11 protein-coding genes, 1 tRNA gene and 3 rRNA genes (1 of these 15 cut by a window edge) are annotated in these 17,652 nt (G+C 39.2%); all 15 read right to left on the bottom strand.

The window, feature by feature from the left end:
• Positions 1-6 precede the first annotated feature (6 nt).
• Entirely contained in the window at positions 7-2,565 is a 2,559-nt protein-coding gene (locus tag CLO1100_RS04105) for a pilus assembly PilX N-terminal domain-containing protein (RefSeq protein WP_014312489.1), read from the bottom strand.
• Positions 2,566-2,577: 12 nt separating this feature from the next.
• On the bottom strand, positions 2,578-3,492 hold the full coding sequence (locus CLO1100_RS04100; RefSeq protein ID WP_014312488.1) for a hypothetical protein: 915 nt from the start codon (positions 3,490-3,492) through the stop codon (positions 2,578-2,580).
• A 15-nt stretch (positions 3,493-3,507) separates the two neighbouring features.
• The gene (locus CLO1100_RS04095) at positions 3,508-4,896 is read right to left on the bottom strand and encodes a hypothetical protein (protein WP_014312487.1); all 1,389 of its coding nucleotides are present in this window, start codon (positions 4,894-4,896) and stop codon (positions 3,508-3,510) included.
• Positions 4,897-4,948: 52 nt separating this feature from the next.
• On the bottom strand, positions 4,949-5,947 hold the full coding sequence (locus CLO1100_RS04090; RefSeq protein WP_014312486.1) for a PilN domain-containing protein: 999 nt from the start codon (positions 5,945-5,947) through the stop codon (positions 4,949-4,951).
• Positions 5,948-5,978: 31 nt separating this feature from the next.
• Entirely contained in the window at positions 5,979-6,521 is a 543-nt protein-coding gene (locus CLO1100_RS04085; protein WP_014312485.1) for a hypothetical protein, read from the bottom strand.
• Between the two features lie 39 nt (positions 6,522-6,560).
• Entirely contained in the window at positions 6,561-7,616 is a 1,056-nt protein-coding gene (gene pilM / locus CLO1100_RS04080; RefSeq protein WP_014312484.1) for a type IV pilus assembly protein PilM, read from the bottom strand.
• Between the two features lie 31 nt (positions 7,617-7,647).
• Positions 7,648-8,445: an A24 family peptidase gene (locus tag CLO1100_RS04075; RefSeq protein ID WP_014312483.1), complete on the bottom strand. Its 798-nt coding sequence runs from the start codon at positions 8,443-8,445 to the stop codon at positions 7,648-7,650.
• A 5-nt stretch (positions 8,446-8,450) separates the two neighbouring features.
• Positions 8,451-8,834: a prepilin-type N-terminal cleavage/methylation domain-containing protein gene (locus CLO1100_RS04070; protein WP_014312482.1), complete on the bottom strand. Its 384-nt coding sequence runs from the start codon at positions 8,832-8,834 to the stop codon at positions 8,451-8,453.
• Between the two features lie 38 nt (positions 8,835-8,872).
• Positions 8,873-10,090: a type II secretion system F family protein gene (locus CLO1100_RS04065; RefSeq protein ID WP_014312481.1), complete on the bottom strand. Its 1,218-nt coding sequence runs from the start codon at positions 10,088-10,090 to the stop codon at positions 8,873-8,875.
• A 127-nt stretch (positions 10,091-10,217) separates the two neighbouring features.
• Positions 10,218-11,273, bottom strand: a complete 1,056-nt coding sequence (locus tag CLO1100_RS04060) for a type IV pilus twitching motility protein PilT (protein ID WP_014312480.1) — start codon at positions 11,271-11,273, stop codon at positions 10,218-10,220.
• A gap of 58 nt (positions 11,274-11,331) precedes the next feature.
• Complete coding sequence (locus CLO1100_RS04055; protein ID WP_014312479.1) at positions 11,332-13,026, bottom strand: GspE/PulE family protein; 1,695 nt, start codon at positions 13,024-13,026, stop codon at positions 11,332-11,334.
• A gap of 256 nt (positions 13,027-13,282) precedes the next feature.
• Positions 13,283-13,358, bottom strand: a tRNA-Asn gene (locus CLO1100_RS04050).
• Between the two features lie 6 nt (positions 13,359-13,364).
• Positions 13,365-13,481: ribosomal RNA gene (rrf, locus tag CLO1100_RS04045) — 5S ribosomal RNA — on the bottom strand.
• A gap of 117 nt (positions 13,482-13,598) precedes the next feature.
• Positions 13,599-16,650, bottom strand: a 23S ribosomal RNA gene (locus CLO1100_RS04040).
• Between the two features lie 669 nt (positions 16,651-17,319).
• Positions 17,320-17,652, bottom strand: a 16S ribosomal RNA gene (locus CLO1100_RS04035) (it continues 1,189 nt past the right edge of the window).
• The 16S, 23S and 5S rRNA genes sit together here with 1 tRNA gene alongside, the layout of an rRNA operon.

The following is a 17,652-nucleotide window of genomic DNA, read 5'->3' as shown; positions in this document are numbered from 1 at the left end:
ACTAATTTATTTTTCTTCCTTCCATGAAGTTATCTTTATATTTTTAACATTTGGTTTTTTTATTGTTTTTATGGATGAATTACTTAGAACAATCTCCGACGCACTGTAATTAAATAGTCTCCCTGCATCGGGTTCCTCACTCAAAAGTATATCTACGGTATTTTCATCGTAAGATATGTCTGCTCCCCCAAGAAATACTATATTGCCCTCCGCAATAAGTATCCCTTTAAATTTAGTTCCTGCCTCAACATATATATCTCCTGCAGAATAGATAATCCCTTGCAAATATCCATCCTCTTTTGGAATATCTACACTGTTTACCTGACTGCTTGATAGAACAACATTACCGCTGCTGTTCAGAAAAAATACCCCTGATTTGGATACTACAGTTTCATTCCGCCTTACCGATTTATTAATAAGACCGGCTGTCTTAGTATTTCCGTCATCCGTAAGGTTCTTAGCAGGCTTTGCATCCATTACCTGACCAAACTCCTGTACGAATAAACTCATGTTATTTCTATATAAAACAGACCTCATACCTTTTTCGATATAGTACTGCCCATTGTCCTCCGTAAACCCACCATAAGGCCCGTAAACCGTATCGTTGGCAGCAACAGCCCCGAAACACCAGCCTTTGACTTTATTGGTATTTTTAACATAATTACCGTCATCAGCTTTTTCATAATGTTCTATTCTGATATCACCTGAATTCAGGTAGGAATAATACCCTACATCATCCTTCCAGAAGGTATCCCATATCCATTTGAAGTGCATAGCCCTATCCAGAATATCGAACAGTGGCTTTGTCTGGCTGCCCATCATCATTTGTACCGGAGGCGAATCATCAGGCTGACTTTCATTCTTGGACTTATAGTTAAACCCGGCACTAATGAGCTTTTGTTGTTCCATAGGGTCATTGACATTTATATAGTCATCGGCATCAGGAACCCCGTTAGTATCCCGGTATTTATCATAAAGATAAAAAACATTTCCGGGGTATACCTCCTTTGACGGAATTTCAATGTCATCCCACATACGGAATGCTTCTGCCGGTAAGCTGCCTGATTTAAGTACAGATATTCCCGAAAAATACATTTTATTATCGGTTATATTTTTATATTCATTAAAATATGTTGTTCCTCCGATATAAATGCTCCCATTAATATTAAGGTTTGAATCCCCCGAAACTATAACTGCACTGGAAGTATCATACCCTGAAGCCGGATCACCCGGATTTAGCCCCACAAGCATACCCTCCCCGGCTTTATCTCCTTCCCACTCTCCAATGTTAACCGTGGAATTATTTGAATCAATCCTTAAATCATCAGTCAAGAAAACGTTTTTCAAGTTAATCTCACTTGAATGAGCCTTATTCTCTACTTTTACACTTCTGGCATAAACATCACCTTTTTGAACATTTATTTTTGATGGCGAGTTTTTATTACTATAAAGAGTATGAATATATGCAGCAGTAATTGCATTACCTTCTTGAATATTAAAAGATCCCGGAAAATTCGTGAAATCGGCAAACATACCCGGTATAGTCTCAATAATGTTATCTTTAAGGCTCTTGTTGTTATGCCCTAAGTTGATGTCATTCCAAGTATCCCTTGTCATCCCGGCCATAAAACCGCCATATTTATAGCCATCAGCATTATAATTTATATCAGTACCATTTACGGTTGGGATGGTTCCGAAGCAAATGGCATTCCCCTTCCCAATGTTTACGTTTCCATTAACCGAAATAATGTTTTTACGTGCTACAACTGCCTTATCCCTAAGTATTTCAGGTTTGTTGTCCTTATTTACCTTAACCTTCGTAAGTTTACTGTAAATAATGGGTATTTCATCATTGTTATTTACAGATTCAGTCAAAAAGCTGAACTCTGCTGAAATACTTCTTTTATAATTATGCTTACCTGACTTGTATTCTCCCGTTGCCTTTACAGTTATTGATGATATTTCATTAGCCTGAAGTGTGGAGGAAGCATCTATTGACGAATAGGTTTTCCCAGTTCGGTTTGGATGTATAACACTATAGGTAAAACTGCCATCATTTATAGAAATATCTTTTCCTTCTTTAGTAACAACATGTTGGACACCGTGGGGTACAGCACTGTCCCATTCTCCCCCGGTTGCTGTCTGTTGTCCAAGCCATTCAGACAGTATTTTAAAGAATTGATATTTGTACTCAGATTCATAAATGTCGTTCAGTTCTTTCTCTTTCAATACCTTTATATTATTGGGGTCAGTAGTATCAATTATTTCGTTGAACACAGGCAATTTGTCATCTATAGCCTTTTTAATCACTTCACTGGAAGTTACCCTTGCACTGTCCTGTATTCTTCCCACCTCGGTATCCAGCCTTTGTGCAACTTTTTCCGCACCTGCCTGTGCTGCAAACAAAGCTTTGCTCCGGTCAGAGGTTACAGTACTCATTACAAGTTCTGAGCCGGCAAGTGCCATGACAGCCAAAGCAGTAGCAGATAAAACAAACACTAAGAAAAGGACCATAGCCAAAGTAGACCCATTTCTTTTTTTTAATAAATCCCTTATTTTACTCATTATAACCACCTACTACTTCTTTACATAGGATGAGGCAGTATATATAACCGTGCCATCTTTTTTTCTGACTTCAACAACTATTTTAAGAAGCTCATTTATCGGACCATAATTAAAAGCCTTTGTTTCCATGTAGTTTATTTCGTATTCCATATTGCTGCTTTTATTAACAAAGCACACTCCGGGCTCCAACTCTTTACCATCAGTTACATATGCCTTCAGATTAACCTCTTGATTGCTATAAGTAAATACTTTCAGCTGTTCATTGGAATTGGGCTTACCATCGTCATTTTTACAGCTTATCTTAAGCTTTATACAATTTTGACTGACAGGTGCAAATTCTTTTAAACTAACTGGTGAACTTTTACCTATACCGCACTTAAAATTATATCCGTTTTTATCAAACTCCATAATTAATTTATCTTTACGGCAATCAAATTCTGAATCAATTTTTATACTGCTTGGGCTTGGTTCTGTAACTGGATTGAATACTTTCAACTCAATCATAGGTATGTTGTTATCTCCGCTGGTACCCTGTTCGATAATAAGCTCCAAGTCAGGATTATCTGCTTCCGAGTTATCATATATATATTCATTTGTAGGAGGTGTTAACTTACCCTTCTCTACGTTTTCAATCTTGTAGTAGGGTTGCAGCTTTGTGTTAACTGCCTCTTTAAAGGGTTCAATATTAAACGGTAAGTAACTGTCCCCGGTACTTTCAAGGTTCTTTTTAGACTTTACTTCATCCATCACCATTTGTGCAATGGCAGCCGCTTTAGTCTTTTGCTCCGAATCCCTATTATAGTAATAGGAAGACATGGCCATGCTTAACAAAGGTCCTGCAATCACCGCCAACAATATTACAGCAGCCAATACTTCTATAAAAGTTTCGCCGTTTTCGTTTTTAAGTAGCTTTTTGAGCTTAGTCATATAAATCACCTGCTACTATTGCTTAGTTACTTTTCCAACTGTTTTACCTATTTCAACTCTGGGCAGACTTGGATCATCCATATAAATCTTATAAACAAGCTGCTTATCCGAATTATTAATTATATTTAGTTTTACCCCTGCGTTGTCGTTCTCATCTTGTCTCTCGGAAGAAATAATAACAAGCTTTAAATCCTCTCCAACAGGTACAAACTCCATAGTCTTACTGTATTGCATATCAGGATAGCTCTCATGCTCTGTTTTAAATTTGCAGTAATATTTACCGTTCTTCTGCTCAATATATATTTCAGCATTTTCTGTACCCTTGTTGTCACCATATACTACCGAATATGAATTTTCCGGTAACGCCGGGTTTTTACAGTTAATTGATACACTTGGAGCCAGCCCGCCTCCGAAATGTGATGCTACTACAGAAAAGTCATATGTACTCGGAATAACTTCATCCAACTGGCTTTTATCTTTATTTTCAACGCTGTTTTCATTATTACTAATATCCGTATTTTGTGTATACCCGGATTGCCCTAGAGGATTAAATCCATTATAGTACTTAAAAATGTCTTTCTTTCCGTTAGCAGGAATCGGAGCCCATTTGCCGTCCTCCAGCATATAATAATCTCCTGCTCCTTTATCCATAATTCCATAAAATACTATCTCCGCACTCAGCTTCAAATTTTTCTTATCTTTATCATTCTGGACACTATTCTGGCCGGGTGAAATACTGACTGCTTTACAAATTGCCTTGTTTTTAAGCTTTGAAAGCTTATCAAAGTAGGCTTTTATTTCCTCGTTGCTCCCGGTAGCCTCAAGTTTTACAGATACACCATAACTTTTGCCATCTGGGACAGCTTCATCAACCACACTGCTTTTTTTGCTTTTCAGTCCCCAAAGGTAAAAGTAATTTCTGATATCAGATAATATTCCATTTCCCAATTTACTTCCATCGCCATTTTCCGGAATATTATCAGTCTTTGCATCAGGAGTACCGGCCTCTTTTGTGTCAGTATTCTTACTTTCTGCCTTATAATCCGCCTTATTTCCATCCATCCCACCTATAGCACCGAAAGAAATTGACTTTACTTCCAATCCGGCTTCACTTGTTAAATTCTTCATAAGCACCAGAAGCTCATCACTGTCAATACTTGGAGGGTAAATTTCTCTCAAGTCTCCAAGTTTTTTAGACAAAATCTTGATATCTCCGTCAATTCTGTTTACCTTTGCCTTGTAAGCCATATTCACTGCATAGGAGTCACTTAATGTTGCAATATCCGTTTTAAGTTGGCTGATAGAACCTAACTTTGGCAACAGTAAGAATTTCAGAAAAACAACAGTAAATATCACAACTCCCAGAACAATCAGTAGTTTTTTATCACGCTGAGTTAATTTCATATGTATCTCCATTTCTATATATGTAAAATAATACTCCAGCTGATTAAACTATTTACGGACTTTTTATAGCAGTAAAAGATTTAAGTATATGGTCAATTGTTCTTGCCTTAACTTCAAAACTATTGGGGTCGCTTTTGTATTTAACTATATAACCCTTGCTGTCCTTGACTGTGTAAAGCTCCAAATATTTATATCTGGTTCCCTTTTCATCTCCCAGATACATTAACTTGTAAGCTTCTTCCCCTGAGCTTTTAGTCTTGGTAGTATATATTTCTTTAAATCCTTCCAACTCATTTTTCAGTGTATTTATCCTTTTATCTGTAAATTCCTTTGATGTAAGTTCAGTAGATGTGACATTTATTTCAAGAGAATCAGCATCTGTAGAGGTCAATCTCTTATTTGCGGTAAACAAAACACTATCATCCTTATCTACTTTTTTACTCCAGTCAGGCTCATAACAAATCCTGAACCCGTTATTCCAGTTGTTATATATAATAAGGTCACTCTTCTTTATACCACTCAGGGTAACTTCAAAAGTAGTACCGTTATTTCCCTGTTTATTTGAAATATTTGATAAAACTACATTGTTAAAATAATCATCTTCCATTAAATTTCTTAAAAAAGATGCCAAAGTATTCTCATCAGTTGAAACACCCTTTAAAACGACTTTTGTATCTGATTCATTATTCCCGGTTGATACAAAATTTTGTATCAACAGCTTTTCAGGACATGCATTTTCAATTGCATTAACAATACCCAAAACAACAATCCGATTAAGGGATAGTTTCTTACCTTCAGCTTCCCTTACTTCTACTGCCTTTTTAAGAGAATTGAACTCATTCACGGTTTCAACATAACTAGTTGTACTATTTACCTTCTTTTCAAGTTCTTGTTTATCGTTACGCAGATTAATTTCATAAATTGCAGGAGCCGTATACGCAGTGACAGCTATTAAGCCTATGCAAATTATAAGGATAGAGAGATACGTCTTTTTAGCCTTATTTTTTTTATCAACAATCAAACTTTTAGGAATAAGATTTAAGTCTTTCAAATACTATCCCACCCTTGCATGTATATTTTAGCTACTCTTCTATATTGGGAAATCTGTAGCTGCTTTCAACCTCTACAATTCCACTTCTACCGCAAGATACCCTGACTTGAACCCTTAATTGGTCATGGTCATTAAAATCGTTTTTCAATATTGTTTGAAGATGAAAACCTACTATTTCAATATCTTTTCCGGAAGAAGATTTTTCATTAATCCTCTTACCGTTATATAAAACCACACCTCCCCCGACATTTGAATCATACAGGTACTCCCTGATTCCATTGTTAGCAGGAATACTTATACTAAATCCATTCAGGGGTATATTTACTTCACTGCTTTTGGCGCCTATTTTGGCGTTTGACTTCGCCAAATCACCAATAATACCATTGAAATTAATTCCGTCACCATATAGAACCTCTCTTGCAACTTGCTGGGCAGCTGCTTTGTCAGCCTCCGCCACGCATTTAGCGTAAGTAGTAGTAAAAATAAATGTTAGTGGTACCATCAGCATAAGCAAGATCGTTACTGCCCCGATTACCTCCGTTAAGGTAACGCCCTTTTCACTTTTAATATTCAATAATTACCCTCCCCACCATGTACCTTAATTCGAGAAGGCTTATTTAAATGCTCTTGTCAAACAGCCTATGGCATTAATCAAAAATGGGTAGTCATGTTCAAAAGCTTCTCTCTCCTTATGTCCCTTATAAACAATTTCCTTTAACAAAGGAAAGGGTAAAACCGGCATATTGAAAGTACTTGAAAAGTACTCTGTAATGCCTTTTAGCTTGCTGCCACCGCCATAAATATAAATCTTTTCAACATTATTTGAATTATCTCTGGAATTATAGAATTCTATAAACCTGTTTAAATCGGATACTATGCTGTCAAGTGCTCCTTTAATAACCTCGCCTAAATCACTAAATTTATCTTCTGAATCAGACTGACTATTAAGCCCTTTAAAAGAACGTTTGAGTTCTTCAGCAACTTTAAATTCCAGATTATACTTATTGGCAATAATACTATCAACCTCTGAAACACCATTTAATAAAATCCTGCTGAATTTTAAAATGTTATTTCTGAAAAAACACACTCCGGAAGTATCCCTTCCTATATCAACAACGGCGTATTCTTCTACGGTTTCATCACTATACAGAGGTGAAAAAGATAAAAGCTTCAGAACACAATTAGATGGAATATCAATAGCTGCTAATTGCTGTTTCAAAAGCTTTGCCAGAGTAATATAAGTCTCAATTTGCTTATTGGGAGCAGCCACAACCAGCACACGAATCTGATCGCCTATGTTCTCCATAACCTTAAAATCAACGGTATAATCCTTTAAATCAACGGGAAAGTACTGCTGAGCCTCAAATTCAAGCATCTTTTCAATTTCCTGTTCCGTTGATTTTGGCAGCACTATATCTCTTGTGATGACTCCCGTTCCTGTAACAGTCATTACAAGAGCTCCACCACCTATTTTATGAGTTCTTATAGCTTCACAAATAACCTTAGATACCGTAGCGGTATCAATTATCATACCGTCATTAATACACTCAACGGGTGTATTAATAATACCGTACTCATTGATAAATATATTTTTCTTACTTGCCGAACCGCTGACAATTTTAATAGTGTCATTCCCGATATCCATCGCTAAAAGATTTTTCCCAATCATATCTTTCGCCTCTATAGTTCCATTGATATAGTTATTTAAGCAAGTTCATATATTGTTCAAGTAAATTCCAGCCATATATAATTGTTATAAAAGTCCCGATTGCTATATATGGCCCAAATGCAATGGTGGACTTTCTGTTATTCTTTTTTAAGATAATAAGTAAAACACATCCGATAGCTGCTGAAAAAACAGAAAGCATAAGGCTGATAATTGTCATACGCCAGCCAAGGAAAAGTCCTATAACCGCATAAAGCTTTATATCACCAATTCCCATGGCATCATCACTCTTGTAAACAAGCATCCCCACAAGAGAAACCATCAAAAGAAAACTAGTGCCCACAGTAAAACCCAGTATTGGGTTAAACCATACTCTGTCACCGAACATGTCCACCGGATAAAATAAATTATATAAAAATAAAGCCGACCCACTTATTAATCCTGTAATGATAAACCCGTTTGGAATTATCCTGTACTCCGCATCTATAAAAGCTATGCAAATCAGTATACATGATAGCAATGCCATGGCTGCAAATTCAACCGTTAAAGAGTACTTTAAATAAAGTGCAACAAAAACAGTTGTTGTAATAATTTCTACTATAGGATTCACGGCGGATACTTCTTCCCCACAGTAGCGGCATTTGCCTCTCAAAAATACAAAACTGAATACAGGCACAAGATCAAGGGGCCTGAGTGTTGTCCCACAACTGGTACAACGGGATGGAGGTCTTATAATAGACTGTTTTTGAGGTATGCGAGAAATACATACATTAAGAAAACAGCCTATTACAAGCCCGAATATTAATATGTAAATTATGAGTAATGTTTGCATTTTATTTATTTTAACTTTATCCAACTTGCCACTGGACTTGGAGTTGCACTTGCAGCAGTGGCTTCACCTGTAGTCGGGTTAAGATAAAAATCTTTTGATTTGTCGTGAGGCTTTGGAATGGATGCCAGTGCATCCCCTATTTTTTTCTTTACTCCTGTAAAATCAGCCGGAACGGTTGTATCAGAAGCATCAGCCATACCGACTAAATATGCATTTTCAATAGCTTTTTCGTTAGCTGCATCCGCACTTGTTTTTGCCTTTGATACCTGATTTAATACCATAGGTGTTGCTACCGCAGCCAGTATACCCAGAATTGCTACAACCACAATCAACTCTGTCAGGGTATAACCCTTCTTATTTTTCTTTACCTTCTTAAAGAATTTAAACATTAGAACTCCCCCTTATTAGTTATATATATATATTTATTTTATTGGCCCACACCCTGATACATGCTGAATATGGGCAATATCATTGCAACAACAATAAAGCCTACTATAATCGCAAGTACCATCATCAGAAGCGGTTCCATCATAGCAACCAGTTTGCTTACAGATGTTTCCACTTCCTCATCATAGAAATCCGCCACCTTTTCCATGATGGAATCAAGAGAACCTGCTTCTTCTCCAACGCTGATCATGTGAGTTACCATCAGCGGGAAAATCCCCATTTTCTCAAGTGGTGCTGCCAAATTTGAACCCATTTTAACACTTTCCTTAACTTTTAAAAGTCCTCTGGAAACAATCTGGTTGTTTACTACACCGTCTACAACCTCAAGTGCATGAATTAGGGAAACACCTGATCTCAACAACGTACTCAAGGTTCTTGTAAAACGTGAAGCCAAAATCTTCTGCACATTTGCACCAACCATTGGCATTTTAAAAATAAGACTGTCAATCAAAAATTTACCGTGTTCCGTACTTTTAAATCTTCTGAATCCCCAAACCCCAGCTACGATAACCAGAGCAAACCCCAGCAAAAATAAAGGGTTGGTAAAAAGTCCGCTTATAAATAATATTATTCTGGTAGGCATTGGAAGCGTTCCTCCAACACTGTTAACCATACTAACAAACTTAGGTACTATGAAGACAATCATAAACGTAACCATTACCAAGGCAATACACCCTATAACCGCAGGATACATCATAGCAGTTGAAACCTTTGACTTAACTTTGGTGTCTTTTTCAAACTGAACAGATAGTCTTTCCAGAACTTGTTCAAGAGTTCCGCTTACCTCACCCACTTCTACCATACTGACCATAAGTACCGGAAAAACCTTTGAAAGTAATTTCATTGATTCAGAAAGTGTTTTTCCCTTCTGTACATCATCATAAAGTTGTGACATTGCATCACGTAAGGTGGGATTCTGTGTTTGGCTACGCAGTAAATCAAGACATCCGATAACAGAAACTCCCGCATTAAGCATAGTATGAAATTGACGGCACAAAATAGACAGGTCTTTAACCTTTACTTTTTTATGTACCTTAAACTCAATTTCCTTACCCGGTCCGGTATTTTCATACACTGCCATAGGAAAATATCCTCTGTCTTTGACAAAAGCTATTGCCATATTGACATCGGAGGCCTCCACATTGCCGGATACTGTTTCACCTGACTTGGTTTTAGCATTATAAATATAGTTAGCCAATAAAAATCACCTGAAAAGTATATAATTTTAAATTATTAAAGTATAAACCACAAATGTATTGTTATGGAAATGTTTATACATTTAATATTATCACATCGTAGTTAATAGTCAACAAATATTGCCAGCTTTACCCCATGTATCTGATAATATTGTCTGGATCCATGGCATAAGTCATTGCATCTTCCTGACTTATGATACCTTTTTTATACAAGCTTGCCAGGCTCAAGTCCATTGCTTGCATTCCGAATTTTGCACCGGTCTGAATCTGGGAATTAATCTGATATGTTTTACCCTCACGGATTAAATTCCTTACCGCAGGAGTAGCTACCATAATTTCAATAGCCGGTACTCTCCCTGGCTTATCTTTTCTTGGAAGAAGCTGCTGCGAAATAACTGACTGAATAACCGTTGAAAGCTGAACTTTTATCTGCTGCTGCTGATATGGAGGGAAAACATCTATTATTCTGTCAATTGTATTAGCAGCTCCGATAGTATGTAATGTAGACAAAACCAAGTGTCCAGTTTCCGCCGCAGTAACAGCTATGGCTATAGTTTCGGTATCTCGCATCTCTCCTACCAGAATTACATCGGGGTCTTCTCTTAAAGCCGCTCTAAGTGCAGCAGAATAGGATTGCGAATCATTTCCTATTTCCCTCTGATTTACAATGGATTTATTGTGTTTGTGAAGATACTCAATTGGATCTTCCAATGTAAGTATATGGCAATCCCTGTTTTTATTTATCAAATCAATAATTAAAGCCAAAGTAGTTGATTTTCCGCTTCCGGTAGGGCCGGTAACTAAAATCATTCCCTTAGTTTTCTTGCTCATGTCCGTAACGATATTAGGTAGTCCAAGTTCCTCAACAGATGGAATAACAAGGTTTACCATTCTGATAGCAGCACAGCAGGTGCCTCTTTGCTTGTAGACATTGACTCTGAATCTTCCCATACCTTTTAGTGAAAATGAAAGATCAAGTTCACCGGTCCCCTGATATTTTCTCCACTGTTCTTCATTGAGCATACTTCTGACAAAAGCTTCAGTATCAGAAGGCATGAGTTTTTCTTCACCTATGGTAGAAAGTCTGCCGTTTTTTCTGATAGTTGGAGGAATCCCTACTGTTAAATGTAAATCAGAAGCACCAAATTCCAAAGTTTTTTTTAGCAAATCCTCTAATGAAAGCATAATAATCTCCAAAGCCTTTCTAATCTAACCGATATCAGTTTTCTAATTATCTATGAATTTAATCATTTGAATATGCAATTCGTACTAATTCATCAATAGTTGTATCTCCTGCCAGCACTTTTTTCACTAAATTATCTCTTAAAGAAACCATTCCGTTTTGTATGGAATAATTCCTGAATTCTTCTTCCGAACATTTATTATTAATCATTTCCTTATGCTTTTTTGTAATTGATATCAACTCATAAACTCCATGCCGTCCTCTGTACCCGGTATTGCTACACATGGGACAACCTCTACCCTTGTATAAAACAGGCTCTTTATCGGTAATGCCCAATATTCTCTTCTCATCATCATTTGCTGAATATTCCATTTTACAATTATTACAAATTTTTTTGTATAATCGCTGAGCAATAACACCTACAATAGACGATGAAACCATATAGGGTTCAATTCCCATGTCTATAAGCCTTAAAACCGAGCTTGGCGCATCATTTGTATGAAGTGTACTAAGAACCAGATGTCCGGTTATTGCAGCTCTTACGGCTATTTCAGCAGTTTCTCTGTCACGAATTTCTCCAATCATAATTACATCAGGGTCCTGTCTGAGAATGGACCTGAGTCCCGCCGCAAAAGTCATGCCTGTTTTTGTATTAACCTGAACATGATTAACCCCTTCAATAACGCACTCAACGGGGTCCTCAACCGTTATAATATTCATATCCGGACTGTTAATTTCACTAATTGCACTGTACAGAGTAGTAGTCTTTCCGCTTCCAGTCGGCCCGGTTACCAGAATAATACCGTGGGGATTAAGCAGCATCTTGTGAAACTGCTGTTCCTCATATTCATTAAATCCTAATTGACTCCTACTCAAAACAAAAGCTTTTTTATCTGCAATCCTTATAACAATCTTCTCTCCAAAAATTGTTGGTAAAATCGAAACTCTTAGGTCATATTCTCTGCCATCAACCTCAATACTTATCCTACCGTCCTGTGGCAGTCTTTTCTCCGCAATGTTCATACCACCAATAATCTTTATACGTGCAGAAATTGCAGGCATTATGTCAATTTCAGGCCTCATTATTTCACAAAGCTGACCGTCTGTTCTGAATCTTATTTTTATATATTCTTCAAAAGGCTCGATATGTATATCGCTGGCTCTGTTTCTTACAGCTTGTTCTATAATAGAATTAATAACCTTTACAGCAGGAGCATTATTAATTTCTTCAATATTCTGTTCTTCTGAAGTATCTGAATTTATCTTTATAGTAGAGACTTGTTCTTTTTTAAATTCCTCAACAGCCTTCATAGCTTTTTGAGCACTGTAATATTTGTCTATTGCTTTGGAAATATCATCAAAGCTTGCAATAACAGGCTGTATCTCCATACCTGAATAAATGTTTAAGTCATCTATTGCAAACACATTGAGCGGATCACTCATTGCAACAGTCAAAGTTCCTTTTTCCTTTTTAATAGGAATCAGCCCATACCTCTTAGCAATACTCTCAGGTATTGCTAGATAAGCTGACTTGTCAATATTATATTTTTCAAGTTTAACATGTGGAATACCAAGCTGAAATTCAAGGACTTGAATTATATCATCTTCAGTAACATAGCCTAACTTTGTTAGTATAGAACCAAGTTTTTCACCGGTTTTTTTCTGCACTTCAATAGCGGATTCAAGCTGATTTGGGGTTATCATTTCGACTTCCAGCAACAAATCACCAAGCCGCTTACGTGTCTTGTTGAGCATTAGCAATCACATCCAAACAAAAGTTTAAAATCTTATATCTATTTATGTATATTTTTCTGGTTTAATGTATATATTCCATATTGTTACTTAAAATCCTTTTATTTTGTCAAAAATTATACATTTCCCAGACAATTTTACTAGATATAGTAAACATGTTTATAGTTATTAGCTACACTATAATAATAAAAATTAACCGACGATTAACAACCAAATTCCAAAAAACATAAAAAAAAATAGACCCTAAAGGATCTATTTTTGGCTCCTCAAGTAGGACTTGAACCTACGACCCTGCGGTTAACAGCCGCATGCTCTACCGACTGAGCTATTGAGGAATATAAATCTGGCAGAGACCTACTTTCCCGGGCCGTTTCCAGCCAAGTATTATCGGCACTGAGATGCTTAACTGCCGTGTTCGGTATGGGAACGGGTGTGGCCATCTCGTCATTTCCACCAGAAGATTTATTAGGTACTTTTGTACCTTCAGAACTGACTAATGTTATCCTTTTAAGAAGATGTGAAGCTCTCTCATTGTCTAGTTTTAAGACCTTCTACTTTTGAATACCTGTTTTCTTTGGGTCAAACCCTCGACCTATTAGTATCAGTCAGCTTAACACATTACTATGCTTACACTCCTGACCTATCAACCATGTAGTCTACATGGGGTCTTACCTATTGCTAGTGGGATATCTCATCTTGAGGTGGGTTTCACGCTTAGATGCCTTCAGCGTTTATCCCTGCCGAACTTGGCTACCCAGCTGTGCCATTGGTATGACAACTGGTGCACTAGAGGTTCGTCCATCCCGGTCCTCTCGTACTAAGGACAGATCCTCTCAAATATCCTGCGCCCGCGACAGATAGGGACCGAACTGTCTCACGACGTTCTGAACCCAGCTCGCGTACCGCTTTAATTGGCGAACAGCCAAACCCTTGGAACCTGCTACAGCTCCAGGATGCGATGAGCCGACATCGAGGTGCCAAACCTCCCCGTCGATGTGGACTCTTGGGGGAGATAAGCCTGTTATCCCCAGGGTAGCTTTTATCCGTTGAGCGATGGCAATTCCACTTTCATACCACCGGATCACTAAGCCCTACTTTCGTACCTGCTCGAGGTGTCTCTCTCGCAGTCAGGCTACCTTATGCCTTTGCACTCGTTGCGCGATTTCCAACCGCGCTGAGGTAACCTTTGGACGCCTCCGTTACTCTTTGGGAGGCGACCGCCCCAGTCAAACTGCCCACCTGACAGTGTCCCTAGACCAGCTTATGGTCTCAGGTTAGAGTTCCAGTACTTTTAGAGTGGTATCCCAACGTCGACTCCATGATGGCTGGCGCCACCACTTCTCAGTCTCCCACCTATCCTGTACAAAAAATACCGAAACCCAATATCAAGCTACAGTGAAGCTCCATGGGGTCTTTCCGTCTAGTCGCGGGTAACTTGCATCTTCACAAGTACTACAATTTCGCCGGGTACGTTGTTGAGACAGTGCCCAAGTCATTACGCCATTCGTGCGGGTCAGAACTTACCTGACAAGGAATTTCGCTACCTTAGGACCGTTATAGTTACGGCCGCCGTTTACTGGGGCTTAAGTTCATGCCTTCGCTTGCGCTAAGCAATTCCCGTAACCTTCCAGCACCGGGCAGGCGTCAGCCCCTATACTTCATCTTTCGATTTAGCAGAGACCTGTGTTTTTGATAAACAGTTGCTTGGGCCTATTCTCTGCGGCCTCAATCTCTTGAGGCACCCCTTTTCGCTAACTTACGGGGTCAATTTGCCGAGTTCCTTAACAACGCTTCTCCCGCTCGTCTTAGGATTCTCTCCTCACCTACCTGTGTCGGTTTGCGGTACTGGTACCTTTAATCTGGATAGTGGTTTTTCTCGTCAGTGTGGAATCTGTCACTTCGGTACTTGTTTTCCCTCCGCATCACGTCTTCGAAACATCCGGCGGATTTGCCTACCGGACTATCTACCTCGCTTGCACGATCTTTTCCAGCTGATCGCTTGACTTATCCTCCTGCGTCCCCACCTCTCTCATATCGATTAACGGTAGTACAGGAATTTCAACCTGTTGTCCATCACTTACGCCTTTCGGCCTCAGCTTAGGTCCAGACTTACCCTGGGCGGACGAACCTTCCCCAGGAAACCTTAGGTTTTCGACGGTAAAGATTCTCACTTTACTCTCGCTACTTATTCCGGCATTCTCACTACTGCTTCGTCCACAAGTCCTTTCGATCTTGCTTCAACCTACAACAGTAAGCTCCCCTACCACCCTCGTACATCCAATACTACTGCTAACGGCACAAGTTTAGCTGTGGGAATTTGACGAAATGTTTTGAATCATTTTTGATATGTTACATTTCGTGAAATTACCTCATCGCTTCTTAATTTATTTAGCAATACTATTGGATGTACGCTGATCCATAGCTTCGGTACACAGTTTAGCCCCGGTAATTTTCGGCGCAGGCTCACTCGACTAGTGAGCTATTACGCACTCTTTGAATGAGTGGCTGCTTCTAAGCCAACATCCTAGTTGTCTTAGCAAGCCCACATCCTTTTCCACTTAACTGTGATTTTGGGACCTTAGCTGATGGTCTGGGCTGTTTCCCTTTTGACCATGGGACTTATCTCTCATAGTCTGACTCCCAAGTAACATCATTACGGCATTCGGAGTTTGATAGGGTTCGGTAACCCGGTAAGGCCCCTAGCCCATTCAGTGCTCTACCTCCGTTTGATTTTCCCTTGAGGCTAGCCCTAAAGCTATTTCGGGGAGAACCAGCTATCTCCGAGTTCGATTGGAATTTCTCCGCCACCCACAGCTCATCCCAGACCTTTTCAACGGTCATGTGGTTCGGTCCTCCACGAGATTTTACTCCCGCTTCAACCTGTCCATGGGTAGGTCACCCGGTTTCGGGTCTATAGCATGCAACTTGACGCGCTTTTAACACTCGGTTTCCCTTCGGCTCCGTACCTTTAGTACTTAACCTTGCTGCATACAATAACTCGCCGGACCGTTCTACAAAAAGTACGCTGTCGAGCTTTAACGCTCTTCAACTGCTTGTAAACATAGGGTTTCAGGTTCTCTTTCACTCCCCTCCCGGGGTTCTTTTCACCTTTCCCTCACGGTACTGCTTCACTATCGGTCACCAGTTAGTATTTAGCCTTGGATGGTGGTCCACCCTGCTTCCCACGAGGTTTCACGTGCCTCGTGGTACTCTGGATACTAGCCTGCCTCTTAACATTTCGCTTACGGGACTTTTACCCTCTATGGTCTCAGCTTTCCAGCTGCTCATTCTGCTATGTCTTGAGGATCATTATGCTAGTCCACAACCCCGAAAGATATTGCTATCTTTTGGTTTGGGCTCTTCCGCTTTCGCTCGCCACTACTTACGGAATCTCTTTTTGATTTCTACTCCTGTTGGTACTTAGATGTTTCAGTTCCCAACGTCTGCCTTCGTAACACTATGTATTCATGTTACGATGACCGAGTGTTTAACTCGGCCGGGTTTCCCCATTCGGATATCTACGGGTCGATGGCTATTTGCGCCTCTCCGTAGCTTTTCGCAGCTTGTCACGTCCTTCATCGCCTTCTGGTGCCAAGGCATTCACCCTATGCTCTTAGTAGCTTGACCTCTAAAATTGCTATAAGCTTCGCATTACTGTGTCAGGCTTCCCTCCTGCGATGCTCATTTACCACCGTAAACTCCGCTTCTCGTCGGTCGCCTTCCTTGTACTGCTTGCTTCTATCAATTTTTATCGAATATCTTCGATTGATCAGATTCTCAATGTCAATTACATAGTAATTGATTTAAAGTGATTGTCTTAACCTATCAATGAGTTAGTTTCCTAAGAGTTGCATGTTTCCAACGTAAACTGCTTTACGTGTTTCAAAGGATTTCTCCTTTTCACATGTTACCCTTATTACTTTTACGGAAATACATACTTTCATATATATTTCTATGTCTTCTCATCTTCTTAAAACGTATTTCAAACTTTCGTTTGAAACGCATTCTTTGAATAACATTATTCAGTTCTCAAGGTACAAACCTCGCAGTTGTTTGTGTTGCCACACTGACTGCGGAGTTCCTATTATACCAGCTTTCATTGTTATGTCAACTGGTATTTTCTTCTTTCAAAGTCCATTTTCATGGGCTTTGAAAACTAAACAGTGATTGTAAAGAAACTCTAAGATAATGATTTTCAATCCGGCGAGCTTAGCTCAAGCCTTCCTGTCATTTATCTTCGACCTAAAGATTTGATTCATCTTAGAAACTAGTTCTGCATGAATCATGTCTCCTTAGAAAGGAGGTGATCCAGCCGCACCTTCCGATACGGCTACCTTGTTACGACTTCACCCCAATCATCGGCCCCACCTTCGGCGACGTCCTCCTTGCGGTTAGACTATCGACTTCGGGTGTTGCAGACTCTCATGGTGTGACGGGCGGTGTGTACAAGGCCCGGGAACGTATTCACGGCAGTATGCTGACCTGCCATTACTAGCAATTCCGACTTCATGTGGGCGGGTTGCAGCCCACAATCTGAACTGGGACTATTTTTGGGGATTTGCTCCACTTTGCAGCTTAGCTTCCCTCTGTTATAGCCATTGTAGTACGTGTGTAGCCCAAGACATAAGG

The organism is Clostridium sp. BNL1100 (assembly GCF_000244875.1).
Taxonomy (GTDB): domain Bacteria; phylum Bacillota; class Clostridia; order Acetivibrionales; family DSM-1351; genus Ruminiclostridium.
The sequence above is the reverse complement of the archived record's forward strand: the minus strand, read 5'-3'. Positions and strand labels throughout refer to the sequence as shown.

Bases quoted from the DNA above. Each gene is read 5' to 3' on its own strand.
- CLO1100_RS04105 (WP_014312489.1), bottom strand. From the start codon at position 2,565: ATGAGTAAAATAAGGGATTTATTAAAAAAAAGAAATGGGTCTACTTTG.
- CLO1100_RS04100 (WP_014312488.1), bottom strand. From the start codon at position 3,492: ATGACTAAGCTCAAAAAGCTACTTAAAAACGAAAACGGCGAAACTTTT.
- CLO1100_RS04095 (WP_014312487.1), bottom strand. From the start codon at position 4,896: ATGAAATTAACTCAGCGTGATAAAAAACTACTGATTGTTCTGGGAGTT.
- pilM (WP_014312484.1), bottom strand. From the start codon at position 7,616: ATGATTGGGAAAAATCTTTTAGCGATGGATATCGGGAATGACACTATT.
- CLO1100_RS04075 (WP_014312483.1), bottom strand. From the start codon at position 8,445: ATGCAAACATTACTCATAATTTACATATTAATATTCGGGCTTGTAATA.
- CLO1100_RS04070 (WP_014312482.1), bottom strand. From the start codon at position 8,834: ATGTTTAAATTCTTTAAGAAGGTAAAGAAAAATAAGAAGGGTTATACC.
- CLO1100_RS04060 (WP_014312480.1), bottom strand. From the start codon at position 11,273: ATGCTTTCATTAGAGGATTTGCTAAAAAAAACTTTGGAATTTGGTGCT.
- CLO1100_RS04055 (WP_014312479.1), bottom strand. From the start codon at position 13,026: ATGCTCAACAAGACACGTAAGCGGCTTGGTGATTTGTTGCTGGAAGTC.